Genomic DNA, 22,329 nt, shown 5'->3' on the forward strand with positions numbered 1-22,329 from the left:
GGCATAATGAAAACGCTGCTGATTATTGACGCTAATCTCGGCCAGGCTCGCGCTTACATGGCGAAAACCCTGCTTGGAGCGGCGGCACAGAAAGCACATCTGGAAATTATTGATAATCCGAATGATGCCGAACTGGCAATTGTTCTGGGCGATACGCTTCCTGCCGACAGTTCGCTGAACGGCAAAAAAGTCTGGCTGGGCGACATTGGTCGTGCGGTTGCGCATCCTGAACTCTTCCTCAGCGAAGCTAAAGGCCATGCAAAACCCTACAGCGCCCCGGTTGCAACAGCACCTGTGGCCAGCAGTGGTCCAAAACGCGTGGTGGCGGTGACGGCGTGTCCGACCGGTGTTGCTCATACGTTTATGGCCGCTGAAGCGATTGAAACAGAAGCGAAAAAACGTGGCTGGTGGGTGAAGGTTGAAACCCGAGGTTCTGTTGGTGCAGGTAATGCCATTACGCCGGAAGAAGTGGCTCAGGCTGATCTGGTGATTGTGGCAGCTGACATTGAAGTTGATCTGGCGAAGTTTGCCGGCAAACCGATGTACCGCACCTCTACCGGTCTTGCGTTGAAGAAAACCAAGCAGGAGCTGGACAAAGCGCTGGAAGAAGCAACACCGTACCAGCCAACCGGTAAAGCGCAGACTTCAGCAACCGAAAGTAAGAAAGAGAGCGCGGGGGCGTATCGTCACCTGCTGACGGGCGTCTCTTACATGCTGCCGATGGTGGTTGCTGGCGGTCTGTGTATTGCACTCTCGTTCGCTTTTGGTATCGAAGCGTTTAAAGAGCAGGGGACGCTGGCGGCGGCGCTGATGCAGATTGGCGGTGGTTCAGCCTTCGCGCTGATGGTGCCGGTACTGGCAGGTTATATCGCGTTTTCCATCGCTGATCGTCCGGGTCTGACGCCGGGTCTTATCGGCGGTATGCTGGCGGTAAGCACCGGTTCCGGCTTTATTGGCGGGATTATTGCTGGTTTCCTTGCCGGTTATGTGGCGAAGCTTATCAGCACGAAGCTGAAACTCCCACAGAGTATGGAAGCGCTGAAACCGATCCTGATCATTCCGCTGTTCTCAAGCCTGGTGGTTGGTCTGGCCATGATTTACCTGATCGGCAAACCGGTGGCGGGTATTCTGGAAGGTTTGACTCACTGGCTGCAAACCATGGGTACGGCCAATGCGGTGCTGCTTGGCGCGATTCTTGGCGGCATGATGTGTACCGACATGGGTGGTCCGGTTAACAAGGCGGCGTATGCTTTCGGTGTGGGTCTGCTGAGTACGCAAACTTATGCGCCTATGGCAGCCATCATGGCTGCGGGTATGGTACCTCCGCTGGCTCTGGGTCTGGCAACTCTGGTTGCGCGTCGTAAGTTCGACAAAGCGCAGCAGGAAGGCGGTAAAGCTGCTCTGGTACTGGGCCTGTGCTTTATCACCGAAGGGGCAATCCCGTTCGCTGCCCGTGACCCAATGCGCGTTCTGCCTTGCTGTATCGTTGGTGGTGCGATTACCGGGGCTATCTCGATGGCGGTGGGTGCGAAGCTGATGGCGCCACACGGCGGGCTGTTTGTCCTGTTAATCCCAGGCGCAATCACGCCGGTGTTAGGATACCTGCTGGCAATTATTGCCGGTACGCTGGTAGCCGGTCTCTCCTACGCGGTGCTGAAGCGCCCGGAAGCTGAGGTTGTGGCAAAGGCGGCCTGATTTAACGTCAATACCAGGGGCAGAGAATTCTCTGCCCCTTTTTTTATGCATTTACCTATACCGTTGCAGCATCGCCACAATAATCCATCCAGCCTTAATAAAACGGGTCAGGCAATCATTGGCGCAATGATAAAACCAAAGGCAACGCCAGCAATGATCCCACCCAGTCCTGGCAGCATAAACGGATGGTTTAAGACATACTTGCCCACGCGCGTTGTCCCTGTGGTGTCGAACTCCATTGCCGCCAGCGAAGTCGGGTATGTTGGTAGAACAAACACCCCGGTTACCGCCACATAGGAGGCCAGAATTGCCCATGTAGGCACGCCGAGCGCAACGGCCAGAGGGATGATCAGCGGCGTGGTGGCACCTTGCGAGTAAAGAAGCGCGCAGGTACCAAACAGTACCAGTGCCAACAGCATAGGATAAGCCCGTAGGATATCGCCTGCGATATCCTTAATCTCCGCTAAGTGGGCATCAATAAAGGTCGTTCCCAGTGTAACAATCCCGAGAATGACCGCCAGTGAACTCATCCCTGATCGAAACGTGGATGTCAGGACAATAGCATCGGTTGATGTTTTGCATAACACCACCATCAGGCAAGCGGCAGCCAACATACAGATAATGATGATATCCCGGGTATTCATTGGGTTGCCTGCATCGAATCCAGGGCGTAGCTGCGGGCAGGCGGCAAGAATAACGATGACGACCGTTGCCAGCATAAACAGGGCGACTGAGAGTTTGGCACCCGGCGTAGTGCTGTTTTGCCCTTCATATTTACGCACTAATCCTTTTTGCAGGCGTTCCAGATAGACTTCATCATCCTGTAGCTCGCATCCCTGACGTGAGGCGATAAAAGCGGCGACCATCGCGGCGACAAACGAAGCTGGCAGACATACCGCCATGACCTGAATAAAAGTGATACCGTTGCCTTCCATAATGGTCAGCATAGCCGCCATTGCGGCACTGATCGGCGAACCGGATATCGCCACCTGAGAGGCGACTACGGATCCGGCGAGCGTACGAGAAGGGCGGATACCGGACTCTTTGGCGACTTCGGCAATCACTGGCAGGGTAGAAAATACAATGAACCCTGTTCCGGCCATAATGGTCATCGACCAGGTGATAATCGGTGCAATAATATTGATATATTTAGGGTTACGCCGCATGAAATTACCGGCAACGCGAACCAGATAATCCATACCTCCTGCGGCCTGTAGCGCCGATGCTGCCACGACAACTGTCATAATAATGAGGATAACGTCAACGGGTGGCGAGCCAATTTGCAGATCAAATCCCAACGTTAAAATAGCCAGCCCCAGACCACCGCATAAACCGATACCTATTCCGCCGAGGCGGATACCAAAAAATATTGCACCCAACACGACGATAATTTCTAACCAAACCATAATGGCCTCCGCCAGAGAATAATTTGTTATTAAAATAAGTGGTTGTTTAATGCTTTATTAATCTGGTGACGGCTGTTATTGCGCCAGAAGATGATGTTTGCCAACTCGTTTTTCGTACCATTTAATACCGGCGCGAACTAATGATCCGGTTGAGTCAATATATTTATCTGGAGACTTTCTGACTGCTTCGGCAAGAATGACGGGGACTTCAGTACATCCCAGTACAATGATTTGTGCGCCGCGTGAGAAGAGCACTTCAGCCTGTTCATTCATCAGCGTTTGTGCCCGCTTAAGGTCGCCGGCTTTTAAGCAATAAATACTTTCCATGACCTTTTCCTGACCGGATGAATCAGGACTGATGCAGGTTAAACCAAGAGATTCTATGCCTTTTTGGTAGAGTCCCATGTAAAGGGTGGCGTTAGTAGCAAGTAAACCGATACGTGATTTTCCGCAGTTTTTGACCTCATTCATGGTTGTTTCAACGATACTGAGTAACTCTGTATGACAGCACTCTTTTAATTCATTAAACCAAAAGTGGGCGGTATTACAGGGGATCACAATACACTCCGCACCAGCATCTTCCAGTTTGTGCATATAATCACGCATTGCCGGAAGTGGGGAATGACCATGATGCATTAACGCATCAGTTCGGTCTGGAATATCAGGGATGGATGAAATAATTAATGGAATATGTTCCTGATCGCGTTGCGCTGCGGTAAAGGTGACGAATTTATTAAAAAGATCGACGGTTGCAGCAGGCCCCATACCACCAAGTACGCCAATTAAACCTTTCACGATATATACCTCTAATTTACTGATATTTAATATTCAGAGCTGGTGTCTATCTGGTGCTTATGTTTAACAGCAGAGTGTCGTGAGGAGAAATGCAATAATGTTTGGTTCAATGCAAAAAACGCATGAGTGTGATGTCTTTTACCACCTCAGCAGGCCGGTAATCAGCCAGAGGCCCGACATTACGCGGTGGGTGAGCGGTCGTGGTCGATGGGTAAAGAAACATGTTAATGTCAAAAACGAAGGTATTATGCAAAAAATGAATCACCAGATGCTGATGTTGAATATCATCTCCGGGAATATTCAGGCATGATGCTTAAGACTAATCGACATATTTAAACATCCGCGTGACAGGCATGAAAAATATCGAGACAAAATGGTTATATGATTTTCTGACGCTGGAAGCGTGTCGTCATTTTTCTCAGGCCGCAGAGGAGCGCAACCTATCCCAACCGGCATTTAGTCGGCGGATCAAGGCGCTCGAATCCGCTGTTGGGGTGCTTCTGTTTGACCGTACGACAAGTCCACTGCAGCTGACGGAGGAGGGTAAGTTATTCCATTCGCAGACCCGTAGCCTGCTACAACAGCTGGAATGCAATTTAGATGAGCTAAGTGGTCACAACCTGCTTGGCGTTCCCAATATCAAAATAGCGGCGGCACATTCTCTGTCGCTGACGATGTTGCCCAGATTAGTACATTCAATGTCGGCATGGGGCGAAGAATTTGTTTACCACGTCGAAGCGATTGACGTAGTCCAGGCGGTGAATACGCTGCGCGAGGGGAAAAGTGATTTTATTATCTCCTTTCGCGATGAAGACTTAATGCAGTCACCGTTCTGCGGCTTGAAGGTTTTTGAGTCTGAGCTCTATCCCGTCTGTGCTGCGGATGCACAGGGTAAGGCGTTGTTTGATATCTATCAGCCGCAGGTGCCGATTCTGAACTATACCAGCACTTCCTACATGGGAAGATTGGTTAACCGTCACCTGGCGGAGGTGGGCAGTATTTCAGCGCGTACGCTGTTTATGTCTTCGATGAGTGAGCTATTGAAGAATATGGCATTGGATGGTCATGGTATCGCCTGGCTGCCAGCGTGGACGATCGTGAACGAACTACGGGATAAGCGCCTGGTTTGTCTGGACACGCCGGAGTTGATGGTGCCAATTCAGGCCTATATTTACCGAATGGATACCCGTTTGAATAAAACGGCTGAGCATTTCTGGCGGATTTTGTACAACCATATGCCAGAGGATCTGGTTACGCTCACTTGATACGCGCCAGCTTGTCTGGCGCGCGGGGATCGTTACGCCACTGCTTTTTCTGTTTGCTGGGCTTTCAGCCAGGCGATCTCTTCGGCCCATATATCCGGATTAATGGTTTCCAGTACCAGCGGAATACCGTCAAAACGATTATCCTGCATAATCCAACGGAAGGCATCATGGCCAATATTGCCTTCACCCAGGCTGTGGTGACGGTCAACGCGACTACCAAACGCGCTCTTGGCGTCGTTCAGGTGCATACCGCGTAGATACTTGAAACCGACAATGCGTTCAAATTCCGCAAACGTCTTTTCGCACTCTTCTGCGGAACGCAAATCGTAACCCGCCGCGAAAGCGTGGCAGGTATCAATACAAACGCCAACACGGGACTTATCTTCGACGCCGTCGATAATGGCGGCCAGGTGCTCAAACTTGAATCCCAGATTACTACCTTGTCCGGCGGTATTTTCGATAACTGCCGTAACGCCCTGGGTCTGAGCGAGGACGATGTTGATGGATTCGGCAATGCGCGCCAGGCATTCATCTTCCGGGATCTGCATCAAATGGCTGCCGGGGTGAAAGTTCAGCAGGGATAAGCCCAGCAGTTCACAGCGCTGCATTTCATCAAGAAACGCATCACGTGATTTTTCCAGCGCATCGCTGACCGGGTGACCGAGGTTAATCAGATAACTGTCGTGAGGCAGTATTTGTGCGGAGGTGTAGTGGTACTTCTCGCAGGCAGATTTGAAATCATCAATGATTTCGGTGGTTAGCGGCGCAGCACGCCACTGGCGCTGATTCTTGGTGAACAGGGCGAATGCGGTCGCTTCGATTTCTGCGGCTCGAATAGCGGCGTTAGCCAGACCGCCAGCGGCGCTTACGTGCGCTCCGATATATTTCATAAATTTAACCCGCCATACTCAAATACAAAAAGGGAGAGTATAGCGGGTTAATGGAGGTGAGTCGTGATCGTTTATGCCATCAGGGCGTGGACAGCGACGTTAATCGCACCACCACCGACAATCAGCCAGACAAACAGCAGCAGGGCCATCAGTAACGGTTTGGCACCGGCTTTTTTCAGTGCGCTAACGTGAGTGGTTAACCCCAGTGCAGCCATTGCCATTGCCAGCAAAATGGTATCCAGCGTTACCAGCATGTTCACAACCGACTGCGGCAGCAGGTGGAACGAGTTAAAAATCGCGACCACAATGAACAGGATGGCAAACCATGGAATAGTGATTTTGCTTTTCTCACCGCCCGTAGCCGGAGACAACTGTTTAACGCGTGCGGCCAGGAGGATGAGGAACGGTGCCAGCATCATGACACGCAGCATTTTGGCAATAACCGCGGCGTTTTCTGCATCCGGGTTAATGGCGTGCCCGGCAGCCACTACCTGTGCTACTTCATGCATGGTGGAACCAATGTAAATGCCGTAGGTTTCTGGGCTAAACCAGTGTGCCAGCAGCGGATACATTGCCGGATACAGGAAGATAGCGATGGTACCGAAGATCACCACGGTGGCAACAGCGACGGTTACCTTACTGGCTTCCGCTTTCACTACCGGCTCGGTTGCCAGCACGGCGGCGGCACCACAAATGCTGCTCCCCGCGCCAATCAGCCAACTGGTGTGGCGGTCCAGACCAAACACTTTCTGCCCCAGGAAGCAGGCAATCAAAAAGGTACTGCTCAGCGTTAACACATCAATCACGATACCGCTGACGCCGACGTCAGCAATTTGCGCGAAGGTGAGGCGGAAGCCGTAGAGGATGATCCCCAGACGTAATAAATGTTGTTTAGCAAACAGCACGCCGCCGTCACAGCTTTTCCAGATGTGCGGATAGACGGTGTTGCCGAGGACCATCCCCAACAAGATTGCTAAGGTGAGGGCGCTGAACCCGGCACCTGCGACGGCGGGAATGGATCCACCCCATAAGGCGACCCCAGTGATAACTGCACTTAGGGCAAGCCCCGGAATAAAATGCCACGCTGTACGACGATGAGTCTGCAAGGTGAGTTCTGTCATATCCTTCTCCTTTATCTGGGTAAAAGAGTACGGCGAAGTGGTTTAAAAATAAAATTGATTATATATTTATAATTAATCTCTATAAGTGGTAAGTAACGGATATCCGGTGGAAAACGACTATGCATATCACCTTGCGACAACTTGAAGTGTTTGCTGAGGTACTAAAAAGCGGTTCAACGACCCAGGCGTCTGTCATGCTGGCATTGTCGCAATCGGCGGTGAGTGCGGCACTTACCGATCTGGAAGGGCAGCTCGGCGTGCAACTGTTTGACCGCGTCGGAAAACGGCTAGTGGTCAACGAGCACGGGCGTTTGCTCTACCCGCGAGCGTTGGCGTTACTTGAGCAAACGACCGAAATCGAACAGCTTTTTCGCGAAGATAATGGTGCCATTCGGGTCTATGCCAGTAGCACCATTGGTAACTATATCTTGCCTGCTATGATCGCCCGCTATCGGCAGGATTTTCCTGATTTGCCGCTCGAGCTGAGCGTGGGTAACAGTCAGGATGTGATCAATGCGGTGCTGGATTTTAGGGTAGATATCGGACTGATCGAAGGGCCTTGTCACAGTACTGAAATTATCTCTGAACCGTGGCTGGAAGACGAGCTGGTGGTGTTTGCCGCACCGTCGTCACCACTCACAAAGGGGCCTGTTACGCTGGAACAGCTGGCGGCTTCGCCGTGGATCCTGCGTGAGCGAGGATCCGGTACGCGTGAACTGGTGGATTACCTGCTGTTGTCTCATCTGCCGAGATTTCAGATGGCAATGGAGTTGGGTAACTCAGAGGCCATTAAGCATGCGGTACGCCATGGTCTCGGGATCAGCTGCTTGTCGCGTCGGGTCATTGCGGAGCAGCTGCAGGCGGGAACGCTGAGCGAAGTTCCCGTGCCGCTGCCGCGTTTAGTCCGCACTCTCTGGCGCGTGCATCACAGGCAAAAACACATCTCCAATGCCATTACGCGATTTTTGCATTACAGCGACCAGGTCGAGCTGGGCGAATAGGGCGCTTACAGTCGTAAGGTCATCTCTTTATAGAACGGCGGTTATATCTTAACCGCTGTGCGCCGCAAATTTTCTGCTTTACTTATAATCCGCGGCCAGTCATGAAGGTCTCTTATAACAGCGTATTTGTGCCGGAAGAATGCCATTTCGTCTGCTACAATCGCGCCTCATTTTTTGGATGGATAGCATTTTCACATGGTTTCCGAAACTAAAACCACAGAAGCGCCCACGCTACGTCGTGAACTGAAGGCGCGTCACCTGACGATGATTGCCATTGGAGGCTCCATCGGTACAGGTCTTTTCGTTGCATCTGGTGCAACTATTTCTGCAGCGGGTCCAGGCGGCGCGTTGTTCTCTTATATATTGATCGGTCTGATGGTGTACTTCCTGATGACCAGCCTCGGTGAACTGGCTGCCTATATGCCGGTTTCCGGCTCGTTTTCCACATACGGTCAGAACTACGTAGAAGAGGGCTTTGGCTTCGCGCTGGGCTGGAACTACTGGTACAACTGGGCGGTAACGATTGCCGTTGACCTGGTGGCCGCACAGCTGGTGATGAGCTGGTGGTTCCCGGACACGCCAGGCTGGATCTGGAGCGCACTGTTCCTCGGCGTTATCTTCCTGCTGAACTACATTTCCGTTCGCGGATTTGGTGAAGCGGAATACTGGTTCTCACTGATCAAAGTTACCACCGTCATTATCTTCATCGTGGTTGGCGTGATGATGATTTTCGGTATCTTCAAAGGCGCTCAGCCGGTGGGCTGGAGTAACTGGACGACCGGTGATGCACCGTTTGCCGGTGGCTTTGCCGCGATGATTGGCGTGGCGATGATCGTCGGCTTCTCCTTCCAGGGGACAGAGCTTATCGGTATCGCGGCTGGCGAATCTGAAGATCCTGAAAAGAACATTCCACGTGCGGTACGTCAGGTATTCTGGCGAATCCTGCTGTTCTATGTGTTCGCGATTTTGATTATCAGCCTGATCATTCCGTACACCGATCCAAGCCTGCTGCGTAACGATGTAAAAGACATCAGCGTTAGCCCGTTCACGCTGGTATTCCAGCATGCGGGTCTGCTGTCTGCGGCAGCGGTGATGAACGCAGTTATCCTGACGGCGGTGCTGTCGGCAGGTAACTCCGGGATGTACGCCTCCACGCGTATGCTTTATACCCTGGCATGTGACGGTAAAGCACCGCGTATTTTCGGTAAACTGTCTCGTGGCGGCGTACCGCGTAACGCGCTGTATGCGACCACCGTGGTGGCGGGGCTGTGCTTCCTGACTTCAATGTTTGGTAACCAGACCGTGTATCTGTGGCTGCTGAATACTTCCGGGATGACGGGCTTTATCGCCTGGCTGGGGATCGCCATTAGCCACTATCGCTTCCGTCGTGGTTATGTGCTGCAGGGTCACGATGTGAAGGATTTGCCGTACCGTTCTGGCTTCTTCCCGTTGGGTCCGATCTTCGCCTTTGTGCTATGTCTGATTATCACTCTCGGCCAGAACTACGAAGCGTTCCTGAAAGACAGCATTGACTGGGGCGGCGTGATGGCTACCTATATCGGTATCCCGCTGTTCCTTATTATCTGGTTTGGCTATAAGCTGACCAAAGGAACCCGTTTTGTTCGCTACAGCGAAATGAAATTCCCGGGTCGCGTGAAGAAGTAATCTTAACCAGATACGGCAGAAAAAACAAAACCCCGGCATGATGAGTGCCGGGGTTTTTTATTGCGCCTAACTTAGAAGCTGTAAGTCATGCCAACCGTGTAACGACGTCCATCAAGGACGGTGTCGTAGGTATCGTAATCGATTTGTTTATCCAGCACGTTATACACGCCAGCGGTCATCAACAGATCCTTGGTAGCATAGTAACGTAAACCAACGTCGACCTGAGTATAGGACGGAGTGCCCTGTGCCATTGAGGTACGGCTCAGGTATTCAGACGTTTTCCCGCGCAGATTCAGACGGCTCCAGAAACCGAGATCCTGCGTAGCCTGCCAGTCCAGCGTCGTGTTAAACATATGCTTCGGCATTTTGTTCAACGGCTGGCCAGAGAACTGACCGCTTTTCTGCTCAGATTCCGTGTAGGTGTAGTTCGCGGTCCAGTTGACGTCGGAGGTTATTTTCCAGCCGAAGGTGGATTCTACGCCGCGCATATTGGCTTTATCGACGTTAACGCGATCGCTGACGAAGTCATAAGTAGTATTGCCGATGGTGCAGGCCGGATCGGAACTGCTGTTACAACGGCGAACTTCGGTGATTTTGTTTTTAAAGTCGGTATTGAACAGCGTAACGCCTGCGTTGAGGTCGTTGCCGTTATCCCACAGTAAACCGATCTCTTCGCTGAGGCTTTTCTCTGGCTTCAGATCCGGGTTGCCGACAATGATTCCGTTCAGACGGCCACCGCCGGTAACCTGTCCCCAACTGGCAGAAGACTGGCGCAGATCCGGTGCACGATAGCCCGCGGAAACGCCACCTTTTAAGGTCCACTGATCGCTCAGATGCCATACGCCATAGCCGCGCGGCGTCCAGTTGTCACCGTAGTTTTCATCCTTATCCATACGCAGACCGCCGGTCAGCGTGAAGGTATCGGTAACGGCCCATTCATCTTCAGCAAACAGCGCCCAGCTCCAGCGGGTCAGTTTGTTCAGTCCATCAGCCGCTTGCAGCTGGTTGCCGTTATCGCGTAGTTTTTCATAACGGTATTGCCCGCCTAGCGTCAGGGTGTGTGCCCCAAGGAAGACCTGGTTCTGGTTATTGAAAATCGTGTTGTAAGACTTCATCTGGCGACCGGGGTTATCGGTCTCTTCCTGCTGGACATAACTGGTGGAGTTGAAGTCGTCGTAATAACCGCTGTGGGTTATTGAGTACGTGGTGTGCACATACTTGTTTTCGCTTTTACTGTTGGGCTTACAGCTTCCGTTACGGCAGTTTTCCTCTGCCATGGATTTGCCTGGCGTACTGTCGCGATCCTGCAATTCACGTGCGTAATCGAAATCGATGTCGTTTTTATCATCTGGCGTAAAGTTCAGGGTTAATCCCCCGCTACGCATACGCTGTTCATTGTAGCCATTTACGATTTCATCTTCCGCGCGGTGGGAGAATAATCCGGTCACCTTCGCGCCAAGTAATCCGTCAATCAGTGGTCCAGACGCATAGGCGTTGGTCTGGTAAATATCGCCGGAGTCTCTGTCTTCCTGGAAAGTGGCATCGCCGTGCAAAGAGCCGGTCCAGGCTTTAGTATTCGATACTTTTTTGGTGATGACGTTAATGACGCCGCCCATCGCATCAGAGCCATAGAGGGACGACATCGGGCCGCGGATTACCTCGATACGCTCGATGGATTCCAGCGGCGGCAGCCAACCTTGCTCAATACCTGAGTTGTCGCTGTTAGGACGTGTACCGCGGGTGCTGATGCGTTTACCGTTGACCAGGAAGAGTGTGTATTGCGAAGCCATACCGCGAATACTGATATCGCTACTGCTCCCCCCGCCAGTGACAACGACGCCAGGGACATCTTTTAGCGCATCGGTGACATCTCGATAGGCTTTGTCCTCAATCTGCTGCTTGGTAATAACAGATATTGAAGCCGGGGCATCCTGAATTTTCTGCTCGAAACCGGTAGCGGTAACGACCACGGTGTCTTGTTCAGCGGCATGGCCGAGTGATGGGAGGCAGGCGACGCATACTGCGGCAGCTACAGCCTTAACGTGAGGTATAGTCATTTGTATCATTCCATTTAAATGAATCAAACTGCGCGTCATGTGAAAGGCCATGACAATTGTATGTATTTGTCTTTTAAGGACTCTTTTCAGTAAAGAAGCGGGGGGATTGTACAAAAGTATGAATATTTGTAAACACAAATGATAATAGAAATCATTTGTGTTTGATATGGTTTGGAGTGAAATGCTTTTTTAATCAATAAGATAGTGGGGGAAGAAAAAAGGAGAAAAAGTGAAGGAATGATGGAGAAATGAAGAGGGCTTCCGCCCTCAACTCAGGAATTACTTCAGCAAATACTGGGCGTGGAAGCGCAGGTGATCCTCAATAAACGACGCAATGAAGTAATAGCTGTGGTCGTAACCAGGCTGGATGCGTAGCGTCATTGGCCATGCGGTCTGACGGGCAGTTTCGGCCAGTACCGCGGGCTGCAACTGATCGGCAAGAAACTGATCGCTGTCTCCCTGATCGATTAACGTCGGGATCGCGTCTGCGGGTTTGCTGGCCAGCATTAACGCGCAGCTATCCCACTCTGCCCACTGTGTTTTATCTTCGCCCAGATAAGCGCTAAAAGCCTTCTCACCCCACGGAACGCGACAAGGGTTTACGATCGGCGCAAAGGCGGAAACGCTGGTGTATCTCCCGGGATTTTTCAGCGCCATAATCAATGCGCCGTGGCCGCCCATGGAGTGTCCGCTGATGGCGCAGCGATCGCTGACGTTAAACTGCGACTGAATCAGTGCCGGAAGCTCATCACGCAGATAGTCATACATACGAAAATGCGTTGCCCACGGCTGCTGGGTGGCATTGAGGTAAAATCCGGCCCCTTGACCTAAATCGTAGCCATCATCGTTGGCAACCTGCTCGCCGCGCGGGCTGGTGTCCGGCATCACGAGAACAATACCCAGCTCAGCTGCAATGCGCTGCGCGCCTGCTTTGGTAGTGAAGTTTTCATCATTACAGGTCAGGCCCGACAGCCAGTACAGCACCGGAGGCGCGGCGTTATCACGGGGTGGTGGAAGAAAAATACTGAAGGTCATGGCGCAATTTAACGTGGCGGAGTCGTGACGCCAGCGTTGCTGCCAGCCTTCAAAACAGCGGTGCTCTTCAAGCATTTCCATGCGTGGCTCCTTGTTGTGTTGAACCTGAATGTGTTTGCGAACTCATCATAATACAGATTATTCATAGCACTGTGAGTAACTTTCACTTCCGCATTGAGCAAACATACTTCATCATCTATATAACTTTACATTAACACTCGACGTCACCGGGCTGAACGACAAGTGAAATCAGCAATGCTGAAAGGCTGTGCCAATTTCAATAATTATCACGGTGAATACTGGATTATGTGCGCCGCCTCACGCACAATGTTCTGGCTGTGACACAGCCTAAAAACTTTGCCCCATGCAGGGCAGAGGCGCCCCACCTGCAGGAGAAGAAGAAATGTCATCACTCAGTAAAGAAGCGGCACTGGTTCATGAAGCGCTGGTTGCGCGTGGTCTCGAAACCCCGCTGCGCCCGCCCGTGCAAGAGATGGATAACGAAACACGCAAACGTCTTATCTCTGGCCATATGACCGAGATTATGCAATTGCTCAATCTCGATTTGAGCGATGACAGTCTGATGGAAACTCCGCATCGCATTGCGAAAATGTATGTCGATGAGATTTTCTCCGGCCTCGATTACGCCAACTTCCCGAAAATCACCGTCATTGAAAACAAAATGAAGGTGGACGAGATGGTCACGGTTCGTGATATCACGCTGACCAGCACCTGCGAACACCACTTTGTCACTATCGATGGCAAAGCGACGGTGGCGTATATTCCGAAAGATTCGGTCATTGGTCTGTCGAAGATTAACCGCATTGTGCAGTTCTTTGCACAGCGTCCGCAGGTACAGGAACGTCTGACCCAGCAAATTCTCACCGCGCTGCAAACGCTGCTCGGGACGAATAATGTGGCGGTATCGATTGATGCGGTGCATTACTGTGTGAAAGCGCGCGGCATTCGCGATGCGACCAGTGCGACCACCACCACTTCTCTTGGCGGATTGTTTAAGTCCAGCCAGAACACGCGTCAGGAATTTCTGCGCGCAGTACGTCATCACAACTGATTAGGGCAGGAACCATGGAGCGTAATGTCACGCTGGATTTTATTCGTGGCGTCGCCATTCTTGGTATCCTGCTTCTCAATATTAGCGCCTTTGGCTTGCCAAAGGCGGCATACCTCAATCCCGCCTGGTATGGCAACATCACCTTATCCGACGCCTGGACCTGGGCGCTGCTCGATCTCTTCGCGCAGGTAAAATTCCTCACGCTGTTTGCGCTACTGTTCGGTGCCGGTCTGCAAATGCTGCTCCCGCGTGGTAAACGCTGGATCCAGTCGCGGCTTACGTTGCTGGTGCTGTTGGGTTTTATTCACGGTTTACTCTTCTGGGATGGCGATATCCTGCTGGCATATGGCTTGATCGGCCTGATTTGTTGGCGGCTGATCCGGGATGCGCCGTCGGTAAAAAGCTTATTTAACACCGGTGTGCTGCTGTATCTGGTGGGCGTTGGCGTACTGCTGCTGCTGGGAGTGATCTCCGGGAGCGAAACCAGCCGCGCCTGGACACCGGATGCTTCAGCGTTGCTGTATGAAAAATACTGGAAAGTGAACGGCGGAATGGAAGCAATCAGCAATCGCGTGGATATGATGTCCAATAGCTTGCTGGCGCTGGGTGCGCAATATGGCTGGCAACTGGCGGGAATGATGCTGCTCGGCGCGGCATTAATGCGTAGCGGCTGGCTAAAAGGGCAGTACAGTTTGCAGCATTATCGACGCACTGGCGTTTTGCTGGTTATTATCGGCATGGCGATTAACCTGCCTGCTATCGTCGCCCAGTGGCAACTGGACTGGTCCTACCGCTGGTGTGCCTTCCTGTTACAAGCCCCGCGAGAGTTGGGTGCGCCTTTGCAAACCATTGGTTATGCCGCGCTGATGTTTGGTTTCTTGCCGCAGCTTAGTCGCTTCAAATGGGTCATTGCTATCGCCTGTGTGGGGCGCATGGCATTAACCAACTATCTGTTACAAACCTTAATCTGCACCACGTTGTTTTATCAGGCCGGTTTATTTATGAAATTTGACCGGCTGGAGCTGCTGTTTTTCGTCATCCCGGTCTGGGCGATTAACTTACTTTTCTCTGTCATATGGCTGCGTTTTTACCGCCAGGGCCCGGTGGAATGGCTGTGGCGTCAATTAACCCTGCGTGCTGCGGGGACATCATTACCGCGAACATCCAGATAACGATCTGGATCACATTCATTAACAAAATGGATGTAAGCGCTTTCATTCCTGTGACATCACTCACGCAGTCCGTTTCATTGTGCTGACAAAATACCCAGCCTGGGGTGTCTGCGGGCAGCCGCAATCTAAAACAGGGCAGTGAATATGGTAACCATTCGTGATGTGGCACGGCAGTCTGGCGTTTCTGTAGCGACCGTTTCCCGCGTACTGAACAACAGTGCGCTGGTGAGTCCCGATACGCGTGAAGCGGTAATGAAGGCAGTCACTCAGCTTGGCTATCGACCTAATGCCAACGCACAAGCGCTGGCGACGCAGGTTAGCGACACGATTGGTGTTGTCGTCATGGATGTATCAGATGCGTTTTTTGGCGCGCTGGTAAAAGCCGTGGATATGGTTGCCCAGCAGCATCAGAAGTATGTCCTGATTGGCAACAGCTACCATGAGGCGGAAAAAGAACGTCATGCCATTGAGGTGTTGATTCGCCAACGTTGTAACGCGCTGATTGTACACTCTAAAGCACTGAGCGATCGGGAGCTGGCCGAGTTTATGGATCAAATTCCCGGCATGGTTCTGATCAACCGCCTTGTTCCTGGCTACGCACACCGTTGCGTCTGCCTGGATAACATCAGCGGTGCCAAAATGGCTACCCGAATGCTGCTAAATAATGGTCATCAACGCATCGGTTATCTGGCATCAAGCCACCGTATTGAAGATGATGCCATGCGCAAAGAAGGGTGGTTAACTGCCCTGAAAGAGCAGGGGATTGTTGCGGCAGAAAGCTGGGTCGGCACTGGTTCGCCCGATATGCAGGGCGGAGAGTCCGCGATGGTGGAATTGCTGGGGCGTAACTTACAACTGACGGCGGTCTTCGCTTATAACGACAATATGGCAGCCGGCGCACTGACCGCGCTAAAAGATAACGGCATCGCTATTCCATTACACCTTTCTATCATTGGCTTCGATGATATTCCCATCGCGCGTTACACCGATCCGCAGCTTACCACTGTGCGCTATCCCATTGCCTCAATGGCAAAAATGGCGACGGAGCTTGCGCTACAGGGTGCGGCTGGCACGTTGGATCCGCAGGCGTCGCATTGTTTTATGCCAACGCTGGTGCGTCGTCATTCAGTAGCGCTGCGGCAGAATGCGGCACCGATCACTAACTCATAACGTTGCGCGATGTAACCGCTTTCAATATGTGAGTAAATTCACAGTATATTAACAATGCGATAGCTATGATGACACTGTTTGTTGCGCTGTAACTACTATGTAACGGTGAATAATCACTTTCATCGAGGTATAGGTGCCTTAAACAAAAATTAAAGCCTGTTTTTGGAGCGTTGCCAGACACGGAAGAAATATTTTTTAAAAGTGAGCTTCGGCGTTCAGTAACACTTCAGTAACGTTCTGCCTGCCGAGCATTTATCTCAAGTACTACCCTGCATAATAAAACCGGAGATACCATGAATAAGAAGGTGTTGACCCTGTCTGCTGTAATGGCAAGCATGTTATTCGGCGCGGCTGCGCACGCTGCTGATACCCGCATTGGTGTGACTATCTATAAGTATGACGATAACTTTATGTCTGTAGTACGTAAGGCTATTGAAAAAGATGCCAAAGCGGCACCAGATGTACAACTGCTGATGAACGACTCGCAGAACGACCAGTCCAAACAAAACGATCAGATCGACGTGCTGCTGGCAAAAGGCGTTAAAGCACTGGCGATTAACCTGGTTGACCCGGCAGCTGCTGGCACGGTCATTGAAAAAGCACGCGGACAGAACGTACCGATCGTATTCTTCAACAAAGAACCTTCTCGTAAAGCGCTGGACAGCTATGACAAAGCGTATTACGTCGGTACCGACTCTAAAGAGTCCGGCATTATTCAGGGTGATTTGATTGCCAAACACTGGGCAGCTAACCCGAACTGGGACCTGAACAAAGACGGTAAAATTCAGTTTGTTCTGCTGAAAGGCGAACCGGGACACCCGGATGCTGAAGCACGTACCACTTACGTGATTAAAGAGCTGAACGACAAAGGCATTAAAACTGAGCAGCTGCAGTTAGATACTGCAATGTGGGATACCGCTCAGGCGAAAGATAAGATGGATGCGTGGATGTCTGGTCCAAACGCGAACAAAATTGAAGTGGTTATCGCTAACAACGATGCGATGGCAATGGGTGCAGTTGAAGCGCTGAAAGCGCACAACAAAACCAGCGTACCAGTATTTGGTGTGGATGCGCTGCCTGAAGCGCTGGCTCTGGTGAAATCTGGCGCCATGGCCGGTACCGTGCTGAACGATGCCAACAACCAGGCGAAAGCCACCTTCGATCTGGCGAAAAACCTGGCTGACGGCAAAGGTGCGGCAGATGGCACTAACTGGAAAATTGAGAACAAGATTGTTCGCGTTCCGTACGTAGGTGTCGATAAAGATAATCTGGCAGAGTTCACCAACAAATAAATACTCCGTATGTGGGCGCAATTTCATTGCGCCCTTAATAACGCACTCTGCAAGGCCAACAAGGTATAATTATGGTCAGCACACATACTCAGTCGTCAGGCGAATACTTGTTGGAAATGACCGGCATCAACAAGTCCTTCCCCGGCGTTAAGGCGCTTGATAATGTCAATTTAAAAGTTCGCCCGCATTCTATTCACGCCCTCATGGGAGAGAATGGCGCGGGGAAATCAACATTATTGAAATGTCTTTTCGGCATCTATCAAAAAGATTCCGGCAGTATTTTATTTCAGGGTAAAGAAATCGATTTTCATTCTGCGAAAGAAGCTCTTGAAAATGGTATTTCGATGGTACACCAGGAATTAAACCTGGTATTACAACGTTCTGTAATGGACAACATGTGGCTGGGACGCTATCCCACCAAAGGCATGTTTGTCGATCAGGAAAAAATGTACCGCGATACCAAAGCGATATTTGATGAACTGGATATTGATATCGATCCGCGTGCGCGTGTCGGCACATTATCCGTTTCACAAATGCAGATGATTGAAATTGCGAAAGCATTCTCCTATGACGCCAAAATCGTCATCATGGATGAGCCAACTTCATCGTTAACTGAAAAAGAAGTTAACCATCTGTTCACCATCATCCGTAAGCTGAAAGAGCGTGGATGCGGTATTGTTTATATCTCTCACAAAATGGAAGAAATCTTCCAGCTGTGCGATGAAATTACCGTACTACGTGACGGCCAGTGGATTGCGACCCAGCCGCTGGAAGGGCTGGATATGGATAAGATCATCGCCATGATGGTCGGACGTTCACTGAACCAACGTTTTCCGGATAAAGAAAACAAACCTGGTGAAGTCATTCTGCAAGTGCGTAACCTGACCTCGCTGCGCCAGCCGTCGATTCGTGATATCTCGTTTGATTTGCACAAAGGGGAGATTCTTGGGATTGCAGGTCTGGTAGGCGCAAAACGCACGGATATCGTTGAAACGCTTTTTGGTATTCGTGAGAAATCATCAGGTACGATTACGCTACACGGCAAAAAAATTAATAACCACAGTGCAAATGAAGCCATCAACCATGGTTTTGCGCTGGTCACGGAAGAGCGCCGCTCAACCGGTATTTATGCGTATCTGGACATTGGTTTTAACTCGTTAATTTCTAATATCCAAAATTACAAAAACAAAGTCGGTCTGCTGGATAATTCCCGCATGAAGAGTGATACCCAGTGGGTAATTGACTCTATGAGGGTAAAAACGCCGGGTCATCGTACGCAAATCGGTTCACTTTCTGGCGGTAATCAGCAAAAGGTGGTTATTGGTCGTTGGTTATTAACCCAGCCAGAAATTCTGATGCTGGATGAACCGACGCGCGGAATCGATGTTGGTGCGAAATTTGAAATTTATCAGTTGATTGCCGAACTCGCGAAAAAGGATAAGGGGATTATTATTATTTCCTCTGAAATGCCGGAGCTGCTGGGTATTACCGATCGTATTCTGGTGATGAGCAATGGTCTCGTTGCTGGAATTGTTGACACTAAAACAACAACGCAAAACGAAATCCTCCGTCTTGCGTCTTTGCACCTTTAAGATTAGGGGCTCCTCATGAGTGCGTTAAATAAGAAAAGTTTTCTTACTTACCTGAAAGAAGGCGGAATTTACGTTGTTCTTTTGGTTTTGCTGGCGATTATTATTTTCCAGGATCCCACTTTCTTAAGCTTACTGAACCTGAGTAATATTCTCACGCAATCCTCGGTGCGTATTATTATCGCATTGGGTGTGGCTGGACTGATTGTTACCCAAGGGACCGACCTGTCGGCAGGGCGTCAGGTTGGCCTGGCGGCAGTGGTGGCGGCAACTCTGTTGCAGTCGATGGAGAATGCCAACAAGGTGTTCCCGGAAATGGCGACGATGCCGATCATTGTAGTGGTGCTGATTGTCTGCGTGATTGGCGCCATTATAGGTCTGGTGAACGGTATTATCATTGCTTATCTGAACGTAACGCCGTTTATTACCACACTGGGTACGATGATTATCGTTTACGGGATCAACTCCCTGTACTACGACTTCGTCGGCGCATCGCCAATTTCTGGCTTTGACAGTGGATTCTCAACCTTTGCGCAGGGCTTTATTGCACTGGGCAGTTTCCGACTCTCCTACATCACATTCTATGCGCTGATTGCGGTGGCCTTTGTGTGGGTGCTGTGGAACAAGACCCGCTTCGGTAAAAACATTTTCGCCATCGGCGGAAACCCGGAAGCTGCGAAAGTGTCCGGTGTAAACGTTGCGCTGAACCTGCTGATTATTTATGCGTTGTCTGGCGTGTTCTATGCCTTCGGTGGTTTGCTGGAAGCAGGGCGTATCGGCTCTGCGACCAACAACCTCGGCTTTATGTATGAGCTGGATGCGATTGCGGCGTGCGTGGTTGGTGGCGTGTCGTTCAGCGGCGGGGTAGGTACCGTGTTTGGCGTAGTGACCGGTGTGATTATCTTCACCGTCATCAACTACGGTTTGACCTACATCGGCGTGAACCCTTACTGGCAGTATATTATCAAAGGCGGCATTATCATCTTCGCGGTCGCGCTGGACTCACTGAAGTACGCGCGTAAGAAGTAATCTGGGAAGAGAAAATAAAACCGGTGCAGAGGCATTCTGCATCGGTTTTTTTATTTGATAAAGAGTAACCAGATACCAGTGAACAGTGCACCAATGGCCATACCGAAATAGACGATGATATAGCTCCAGTAAGTGCTGGGTTCTTTAGCGCGAGAAATGATCATTGGCGTCTGCGAACCTTTCACTGTTTTCTCGACGATACCGGAACGCAGTCCCTTCAGGCCTTCTCTGCACGTCCAGAGAACAATCATCAGTACGCCAATAACGATAAAGATCGTTTTTCCTTCCATGCTTATTTTCCTTGTTTCTTTTGTAATTCGAGTAATTGTTCAGGCGTGACCGCCGGATACCCCTGCGCATCGTCCGGTACCTGATGCATGGTAGGGATGGGCACCAGCGGTCCTAAAAAACGAGGCTCACGTTTGAAAATGTAGAGATCGGCGAGTGCGCCAAAACGCGCACCAAATTCACGTACCCGCACGGTGAGCATATCTTTTGGCGAAGGCACCGCATAGCACTGAGCCTGAATACCCATATGCAGCGCAATAAACAAGGCGCGCTCACAGTGGAATCGTTGAGTAATAATGATGAAATCGTTGGTATCGAATACTTTACGCGTACGCACGATGGAGTCGAGCGTGCGGAACCCGGCGTAATCAAGCACGATGTCAGCGGGATCAACGCCTGCGGCAATCAGATCCTTACGCATCGTCATGGGTTCGTTGTAGCTTTGCTGGGCATTGTCGCCGCTTAACAGCAGATAGTTTACCTTCCCGCTGTTATAGGCGTTCAATGCGCCCTGAATGCGGTAGCGGTAATACTGATTGATGACGCCGGTGCGGTAATACTTCGCCGTGCCCAGAACCACACCGACCTGGCGGTAGGGTAAATCCTGCAGTTCGTCGTAAATGTAGGGAGCAGTCTTCCAGCTCATCCAGCGATCGAGTCCAAGCACAGTCAAAAGCAGCAAGCCTAACAGGACTAACAGGCTGTAAAACACGCGCTTTAACATGCAGAAAACTCGTTATTTGGATGGAATTTCAATCAGGCTACTGTACCGGAAGACGTAGCGCAAGAAACAGCAGTCTGATTGAGGGGATTTTAGGCATTCTGCATAGTGCCGGATGGCGGTGTAAACACCTTATCCGGCCTACGAACTGGCGTTATTGAGTCGATTAACCCAAGAGAACGCGCTCAATATTATTGCAGCCCAGTGCTTTCAGCGTGGCGGAGGTCGCATCCCACTGAATCAACGGCGCGTCGGCTTTTTCAGCCAGCACGGCGCGTTGGATATCTGGATAATCATAACCGTTCAGATTCAACAGGTTTAACGCGCCCTGCAGCGGTGGCAGGGTCGGGTTAAAGGCGGCATTTTCAGCATAGCTGCCGCTAAAAATACGGCCATCTTTACACTCCAGCGCCACGCCGCTTGGGGATTTGCTGTACGGCATATGACATCTGTTGGCAGCAGTGATTGCCGCTTGGGTCAACGCATCGCCTTGCAGCGCGAAGCCGTGATCCTGCTCGTCCATCAGCAGCGTTTTAATCTCCAGATCTTTCGGGCCGAAGGCATCTGGCAGGTAATCACGCAGCACGTGTGGTGCACGTCCCGGCAGATGAATCCGTAAATCCAGTCCGCTGTTCAGTTCGTTCATAAACTGGCGACAGTGGCCGCACGGCGTGTAGTTGACGGTGATGGCGGCGAGCCCTTTTTCACCGCGCAGCCAGGCGTGGCTGATAGCGCTTTGCTCGGCATGAACAGTTTGCTGCATGGTCGCGCCCAGGAACTCCATGTTCCCACCGAAGTACCAGTTGCCGCTGATGCCGCGAGAAATTGCCCCAACGTTGAAGTTGGACAGCGGAGTACGTGCGCAGGCCGCAGCCAGCGGCAGCAGAGCGAATGCCAGCGCGTCTTCGTCCAGTCCCGATTCGCGTTTCAGCAAAGAGACCTGCTCAGCAGTTAGCATGGCGGGGAAATGTGCATCCGCCAGAACAGGGGCCAGGGCTGATTGCAAGTTATCCGCGAGTTGGGCAAAAGCAGTTTGAAAACGTGGATGCATGGCGATGCCTCATAA

19 protein-coding genes are annotated in these 22,329 nt (G+C 51.2%); 10 read left to right on the forward strand and 9 right to left on the reverse strand.

The window, feature by feature from the left end; all coding sequences use genetic code 11:
• Nucleotides 1–6: 6 nt before the first annotated feature.
• Entirely contained in the window at nt 7–1,695 is a 1,689-nt protein-coding gene (gene fruA, locus FDW94_RS09400) for a PTS fructose transporter subunit IIBC (RefSeq protein WP_048215908.1), read from the forward strand.
• Between the two features lie 107 nt (nt 1,696–1,802).
• Here fruA and FDW94_RS09405 read toward each other — a convergent pair whose 3' ends face one another.
• Nucleotides 1,803–3,101, reverse strand: a complete 1,299-nt coding sequence (locus FDW94_RS09405) for an anaerobic C4-dicarboxylate transporter (protein WP_008785273.1) — start codon at nt 3,099–3,101, stop codon at nt 1,803–1,805.
• Nucleotides 3,102–3,176: 75 nt separating this feature from the next.
• Nucleotides 3,177–3,896, reverse strand: coding sequence for an amino acid racemase (locus FDW94_RS09410; RefSeq protein ID WP_048234902.1), 720 nt, complete (start codon nt 3,894–3,896; stop codon nt 3,177–3,179).
• Nucleotides 3,897–4,249: 353 nt separating this feature from the next.
• Here FDW94_RS09410 and hypT point away from each other — a divergent pair, with 353 nt between their 5' ends.
• A complete protein-coding gene (gene hypT / locus FDW94_RS09420) occupies nt 4,250–5,161 on the forward strand; it encodes a hypochlorite stress DNA-binding transcriptional regulator HypT (RefSeq protein WP_020996669.1) in 912 nt (303 codons plus the stop codon).
• A gap of 32 nt (nt 5,162–5,193) precedes the next feature.
• On the opposite strand, the gene nfo is transcribed toward hypT, so the two are convergent.
• Both nfo and FDW94_RS09430 read right to left on the reverse strand, forming a co-directional pair.
• Nucleotides 5,194–6,051 (reverse strand): deoxyribonuclease IV, encoded by an 858-nt coding sequence (nfo, locus tag FDW94_RS09425; RefSeq protein ID WP_032944004.1) that lies wholly within the window; start codon nt 6,049–6,051, stop codon nt 5,194–5,196.
• A 71-nt stretch (nt 6,052–6,122) separates the two neighbouring features.
• Nucleotides 6,123–7,172: a YeiH family protein gene (locus FDW94_RS09430; RefSeq protein ID WP_008785269.1), complete on the reverse strand. Its 1,050-nt coding sequence runs from the start codon at nt 7,170–7,172 to the stop codon at nt 6,123–6,125.
• Nucleotides 7,173–7,291: 119 nt separating this feature from the next.
• Here FDW94_RS09430 and yieE point away from each other — a divergent pair, with 119 nt between their 5' ends.
• A complete protein-coding gene (gene yieE / locus FDW94_RS09435; RefSeq protein WP_003834519.1) occupies nt 7,292–8,173 on the forward strand; it encodes a DNA-binding transcriptional regulator YeiE in 882 nt (293 codons plus the stop codon).
• A 195-nt stretch (nt 8,174–8,368) separates the two neighbouring features.
• On the forward strand, nt 8,369–9,838 hold the full coding sequence (lysP, locus tag FDW94_RS09440; protein ID WP_003834517.1) for a lysine-specific permease: 1,470 nt from the start codon (nt 8,369–8,371) through the stop codon (nt 9,836–9,838).
• 71 nt (nt 9,839–9,909) lie between these two features.
• Here the strand turns inward: lysP and FDW94_RS09445 are convergent, their stop codons facing one another.
• On the reverse strand, nt 9,910–11,895 hold the full coding sequence (locus FDW94_RS09445) for a ligand-gated channel protein (protein WP_103014201.1): 1,986 nt from the start codon (nt 11,893–11,895) through the stop codon (nt 9,910–9,912).
• 279 nt (nt 11,896–12,174) lie between these two features.
• The gene (fghA, locus tag FDW94_RS09450) at nt 12,175–13,011 is read right to left on the reverse strand and encodes an S-formylglutathione hydrolase (RefSeq protein ID WP_008785267.1); all 837 of its coding nucleotides are present in this window, start codon (nt 13,009–13,011) and stop codon (nt 12,175–12,177) included.
• Between the two features lie 322 nt (nt 13,012–13,333).
• Here fghA and folE point away from each other — a divergent pair, with 322 nt between their 5' ends.
• The 6 genes from folE to mglC all read left to right on the forward strand — a co-directional run bounded on the left by folE (nt 13,334) and on the right by mglC (nt 20,254).
• The gene (gene folE / locus FDW94_RS09455; RefSeq protein ID WP_003027410.1) at nt 13,334–14,002 is read left to right on the forward strand and encodes a GTP cyclohydrolase I FolE; all 669 of its coding nucleotides are present in this window, start codon (nt 13,334–13,336) and stop codon (nt 14,000–14,002) included.
• A 14-nt stretch (nt 14,003–14,016) separates the two neighbouring features.
• The gene (gene yeiB / locus FDW94_RS09460) at nt 14,017–15,174 is read left to right on the forward strand and encodes a DUF418 domain-containing protein YeiB (RefSeq protein ID WP_137377486.1); all 1,158 of its coding nucleotides are present in this window, start codon (nt 14,017–14,019) and stop codon (nt 15,172–15,174) included.
• Nucleotides 15,175–15,318: 144 nt separating this feature from the next.
• Nucleotides 15,319–16,344, forward strand: coding sequence for an HTH-type transcriptional regulator GalS (gene galS / locus FDW94_RS09465; protein WP_032943995.1), 1,026 nt, complete (start codon nt 15,319–15,321; stop codon nt 16,342–16,344).
• Nucleotides 16,345–16,637: 293 nt separating this feature from the next.
• On the forward strand, nt 16,638–17,636 hold the full coding sequence (mglB, locus tag FDW94_RS09470; RefSeq protein WP_003027399.1) for a galactose/glucose ABC transporter substrate-binding protein MglB: 999 nt from the start codon (nt 16,638–16,640) through the stop codon (nt 17,634–17,636).
• 71 nt (nt 17,637–17,707) lie between these two features.
• On the forward strand, nt 17,708–19,228 hold the full coding sequence (gene mglA, locus FDW94_RS09475) for a galactose/methyl galactoside ABC transporter ATP-binding protein MglA (RefSeq protein WP_003027396.1): 1,521 nt from the start codon (nt 17,708–17,710) through the stop codon (nt 19,226–19,228).
• 15 nt (nt 19,229–19,243) lie between these two features.
• Entirely contained in the window at nt 19,244–20,254 is a 1,011-nt protein-coding gene (mglC, locus tag FDW94_RS09480; protein WP_003027393.1) for a galactose/methyl galactoside ABC transporter permease MglC, read from the forward strand.
• A gap of 50 nt (nt 20,255–20,304) precedes the next feature.
• Here mglC and FDW94_RS09485 read toward each other — a convergent pair whose 3' ends face one another.
• From FDW94_RS09485 to cdd, 3 genes are all read right to left on the reverse strand, one after another.
• Nucleotides 20,305–20,544, reverse strand: coding sequence for a DUF2542 family protein (locus FDW94_RS09485; RefSeq protein ID WP_003834502.1), 240 nt, complete (start codon nt 20,542–20,544; stop codon nt 20,305–20,307).
• Nucleotides 20,545–20,546: 2 nt separating this feature from the next.
• Entirely contained in the window at nt 20,547–21,266 is a 720-nt protein-coding gene (gene sanA, locus FDW94_RS09490) for an outer membrane permeability protein SanA (RefSeq protein WP_003027383.1), read from the reverse strand.
• A gap of 163 nt (nt 21,267–21,429) precedes the next feature.
• Complete coding sequence (gene cdd, locus FDW94_RS09495) at nt 21,430–22,314, reverse strand: cytidine deaminase (RefSeq protein WP_048234909.1); 885 nt, start codon at nt 22,312–22,314, stop codon at nt 21,430–21,432.
• Nucleotides 22,315–22,329 lie beyond the last annotated feature (15 nt).

This window comes from Citrobacter sp. wls757, from assembly GCF_005280935.1.
Lineage (GTDB): Bacteria > Pseudomonadota > Gammaproteobacteria > Enterobacterales > Enterobacteriaceae > Citrobacter > Citrobacter portucalensis.

Excerpts from the sequence above, each read along its gene's own strand:
- fruA (WP_048215908.1), top strand. The coding sequence starts at position 7 with ATGAAAACGCTGCTGATTATTGACGCTAATCTCGGCCAGGCTCGCGCT.
- FDW94_RS09405 (WP_008785273.1), bottom strand. The coding sequence starts at position 3,101 with ATGGTTTGGTTAGAAATTATCGTCGTGTTGGGTGCAATATTTTTTGGT.
- hypT (WP_020996669.1), top strand. The coding sequence starts at position 4,250 with ATGAAAAATATCGAGACAAAATGGTTATATGATTTTCTGACGCTGGAA.
- nfo (WP_032944004.1), bottom strand. The coding sequence starts at position 6,051 with ATGAAATATATCGGAGCGCACGTAAGCGCCGCTGGCGGTCTGGCTAAC.
- FDW94_RS09430 (WP_008785269.1), bottom strand. The coding sequence starts at position 7,172 with ATGACAGAACTCACCTTGCAGACTCATCGTCGTACAGCGTGGCATTTT.
- yieE (WP_003834519.1), top strand. The coding sequence starts at position 7,292 with ATGCATATCACCTTGCGACAACTTGAAGTGTTTGCTGAGGTACTAAAA.
- lysP (WP_003834517.1), top strand. The coding sequence starts at position 8,369 with ATGGTTTCCGAAACTAAAACCACAGAAGCGCCCACGCTACGTCGTGAA.
- FDW94_RS09445 (WP_103014201.1), bottom strand. The coding sequence starts at position 11,895 with ATGACTATACCTCACGTTAAGGCTGTAGCTGCCGCAGTATGCGTCGCC.
- fghA (WP_008785267.1), bottom strand. The coding sequence starts at position 13,011 with ATGGAAATGCTTGAAGAGCACCGCTGTTTTGAAGGCTGGCAGCAACGC.
- folE (WP_003027410.1), top strand. The coding sequence starts at position 13,334 with ATGTCATCACTCAGTAAAGAAGCGGCACTGGTTCATGAAGCGCTGGTT.
- yeiB (WP_137377486.1), top strand. The coding sequence starts at position 14,017 with ATGGAGCGTAATGTCACGCTGGATTTTATTCGTGGCGTCGCCATTCTT.
- galS (WP_032943995.1), top strand. The coding sequence starts at position 15,319 with ATGGTAACCATTCGTGATGTGGCACGGCAGTCTGGCGTTTCTGTAGCG.
- mglB (WP_003027399.1), top strand. The coding sequence starts at position 16,638 with ATGAATAAGAAGGTGTTGACCCTGTCTGCTGTAATGGCAAGCATGTTA.
- mglA (WP_003027396.1), top strand. The coding sequence starts at position 17,708 with ATGGTCAGCACACATACTCAGTCGTCAGGCGAATACTTGTTGGAAATG.
- mglC (WP_003027393.1), top strand. The coding sequence starts at position 19,244 with ATGAGTGCGTTAAATAAGAAAAGTTTTCTTACTTACCTGAAAGAAGGC.
- FDW94_RS09485 (WP_003834502.1), bottom strand. The coding sequence starts at position 20,544 with ATGGAAGGAAAAACGATCTTTATCGTTATTGGCGTACTGATGATTGTT.
- sanA (WP_003027383.1), bottom strand. The coding sequence starts at position 21,266 with ATGTTAAAGCGCGTGTTTTACAGCCTGTTAGTCCTGTTAGGCTTGCTG.
- cdd (WP_048234909.1), bottom strand. The coding sequence starts at position 22,314 with ATGCATCCACGTTTTCAAACTGCTTTTGCCCAACTCGCGGATAACTTG.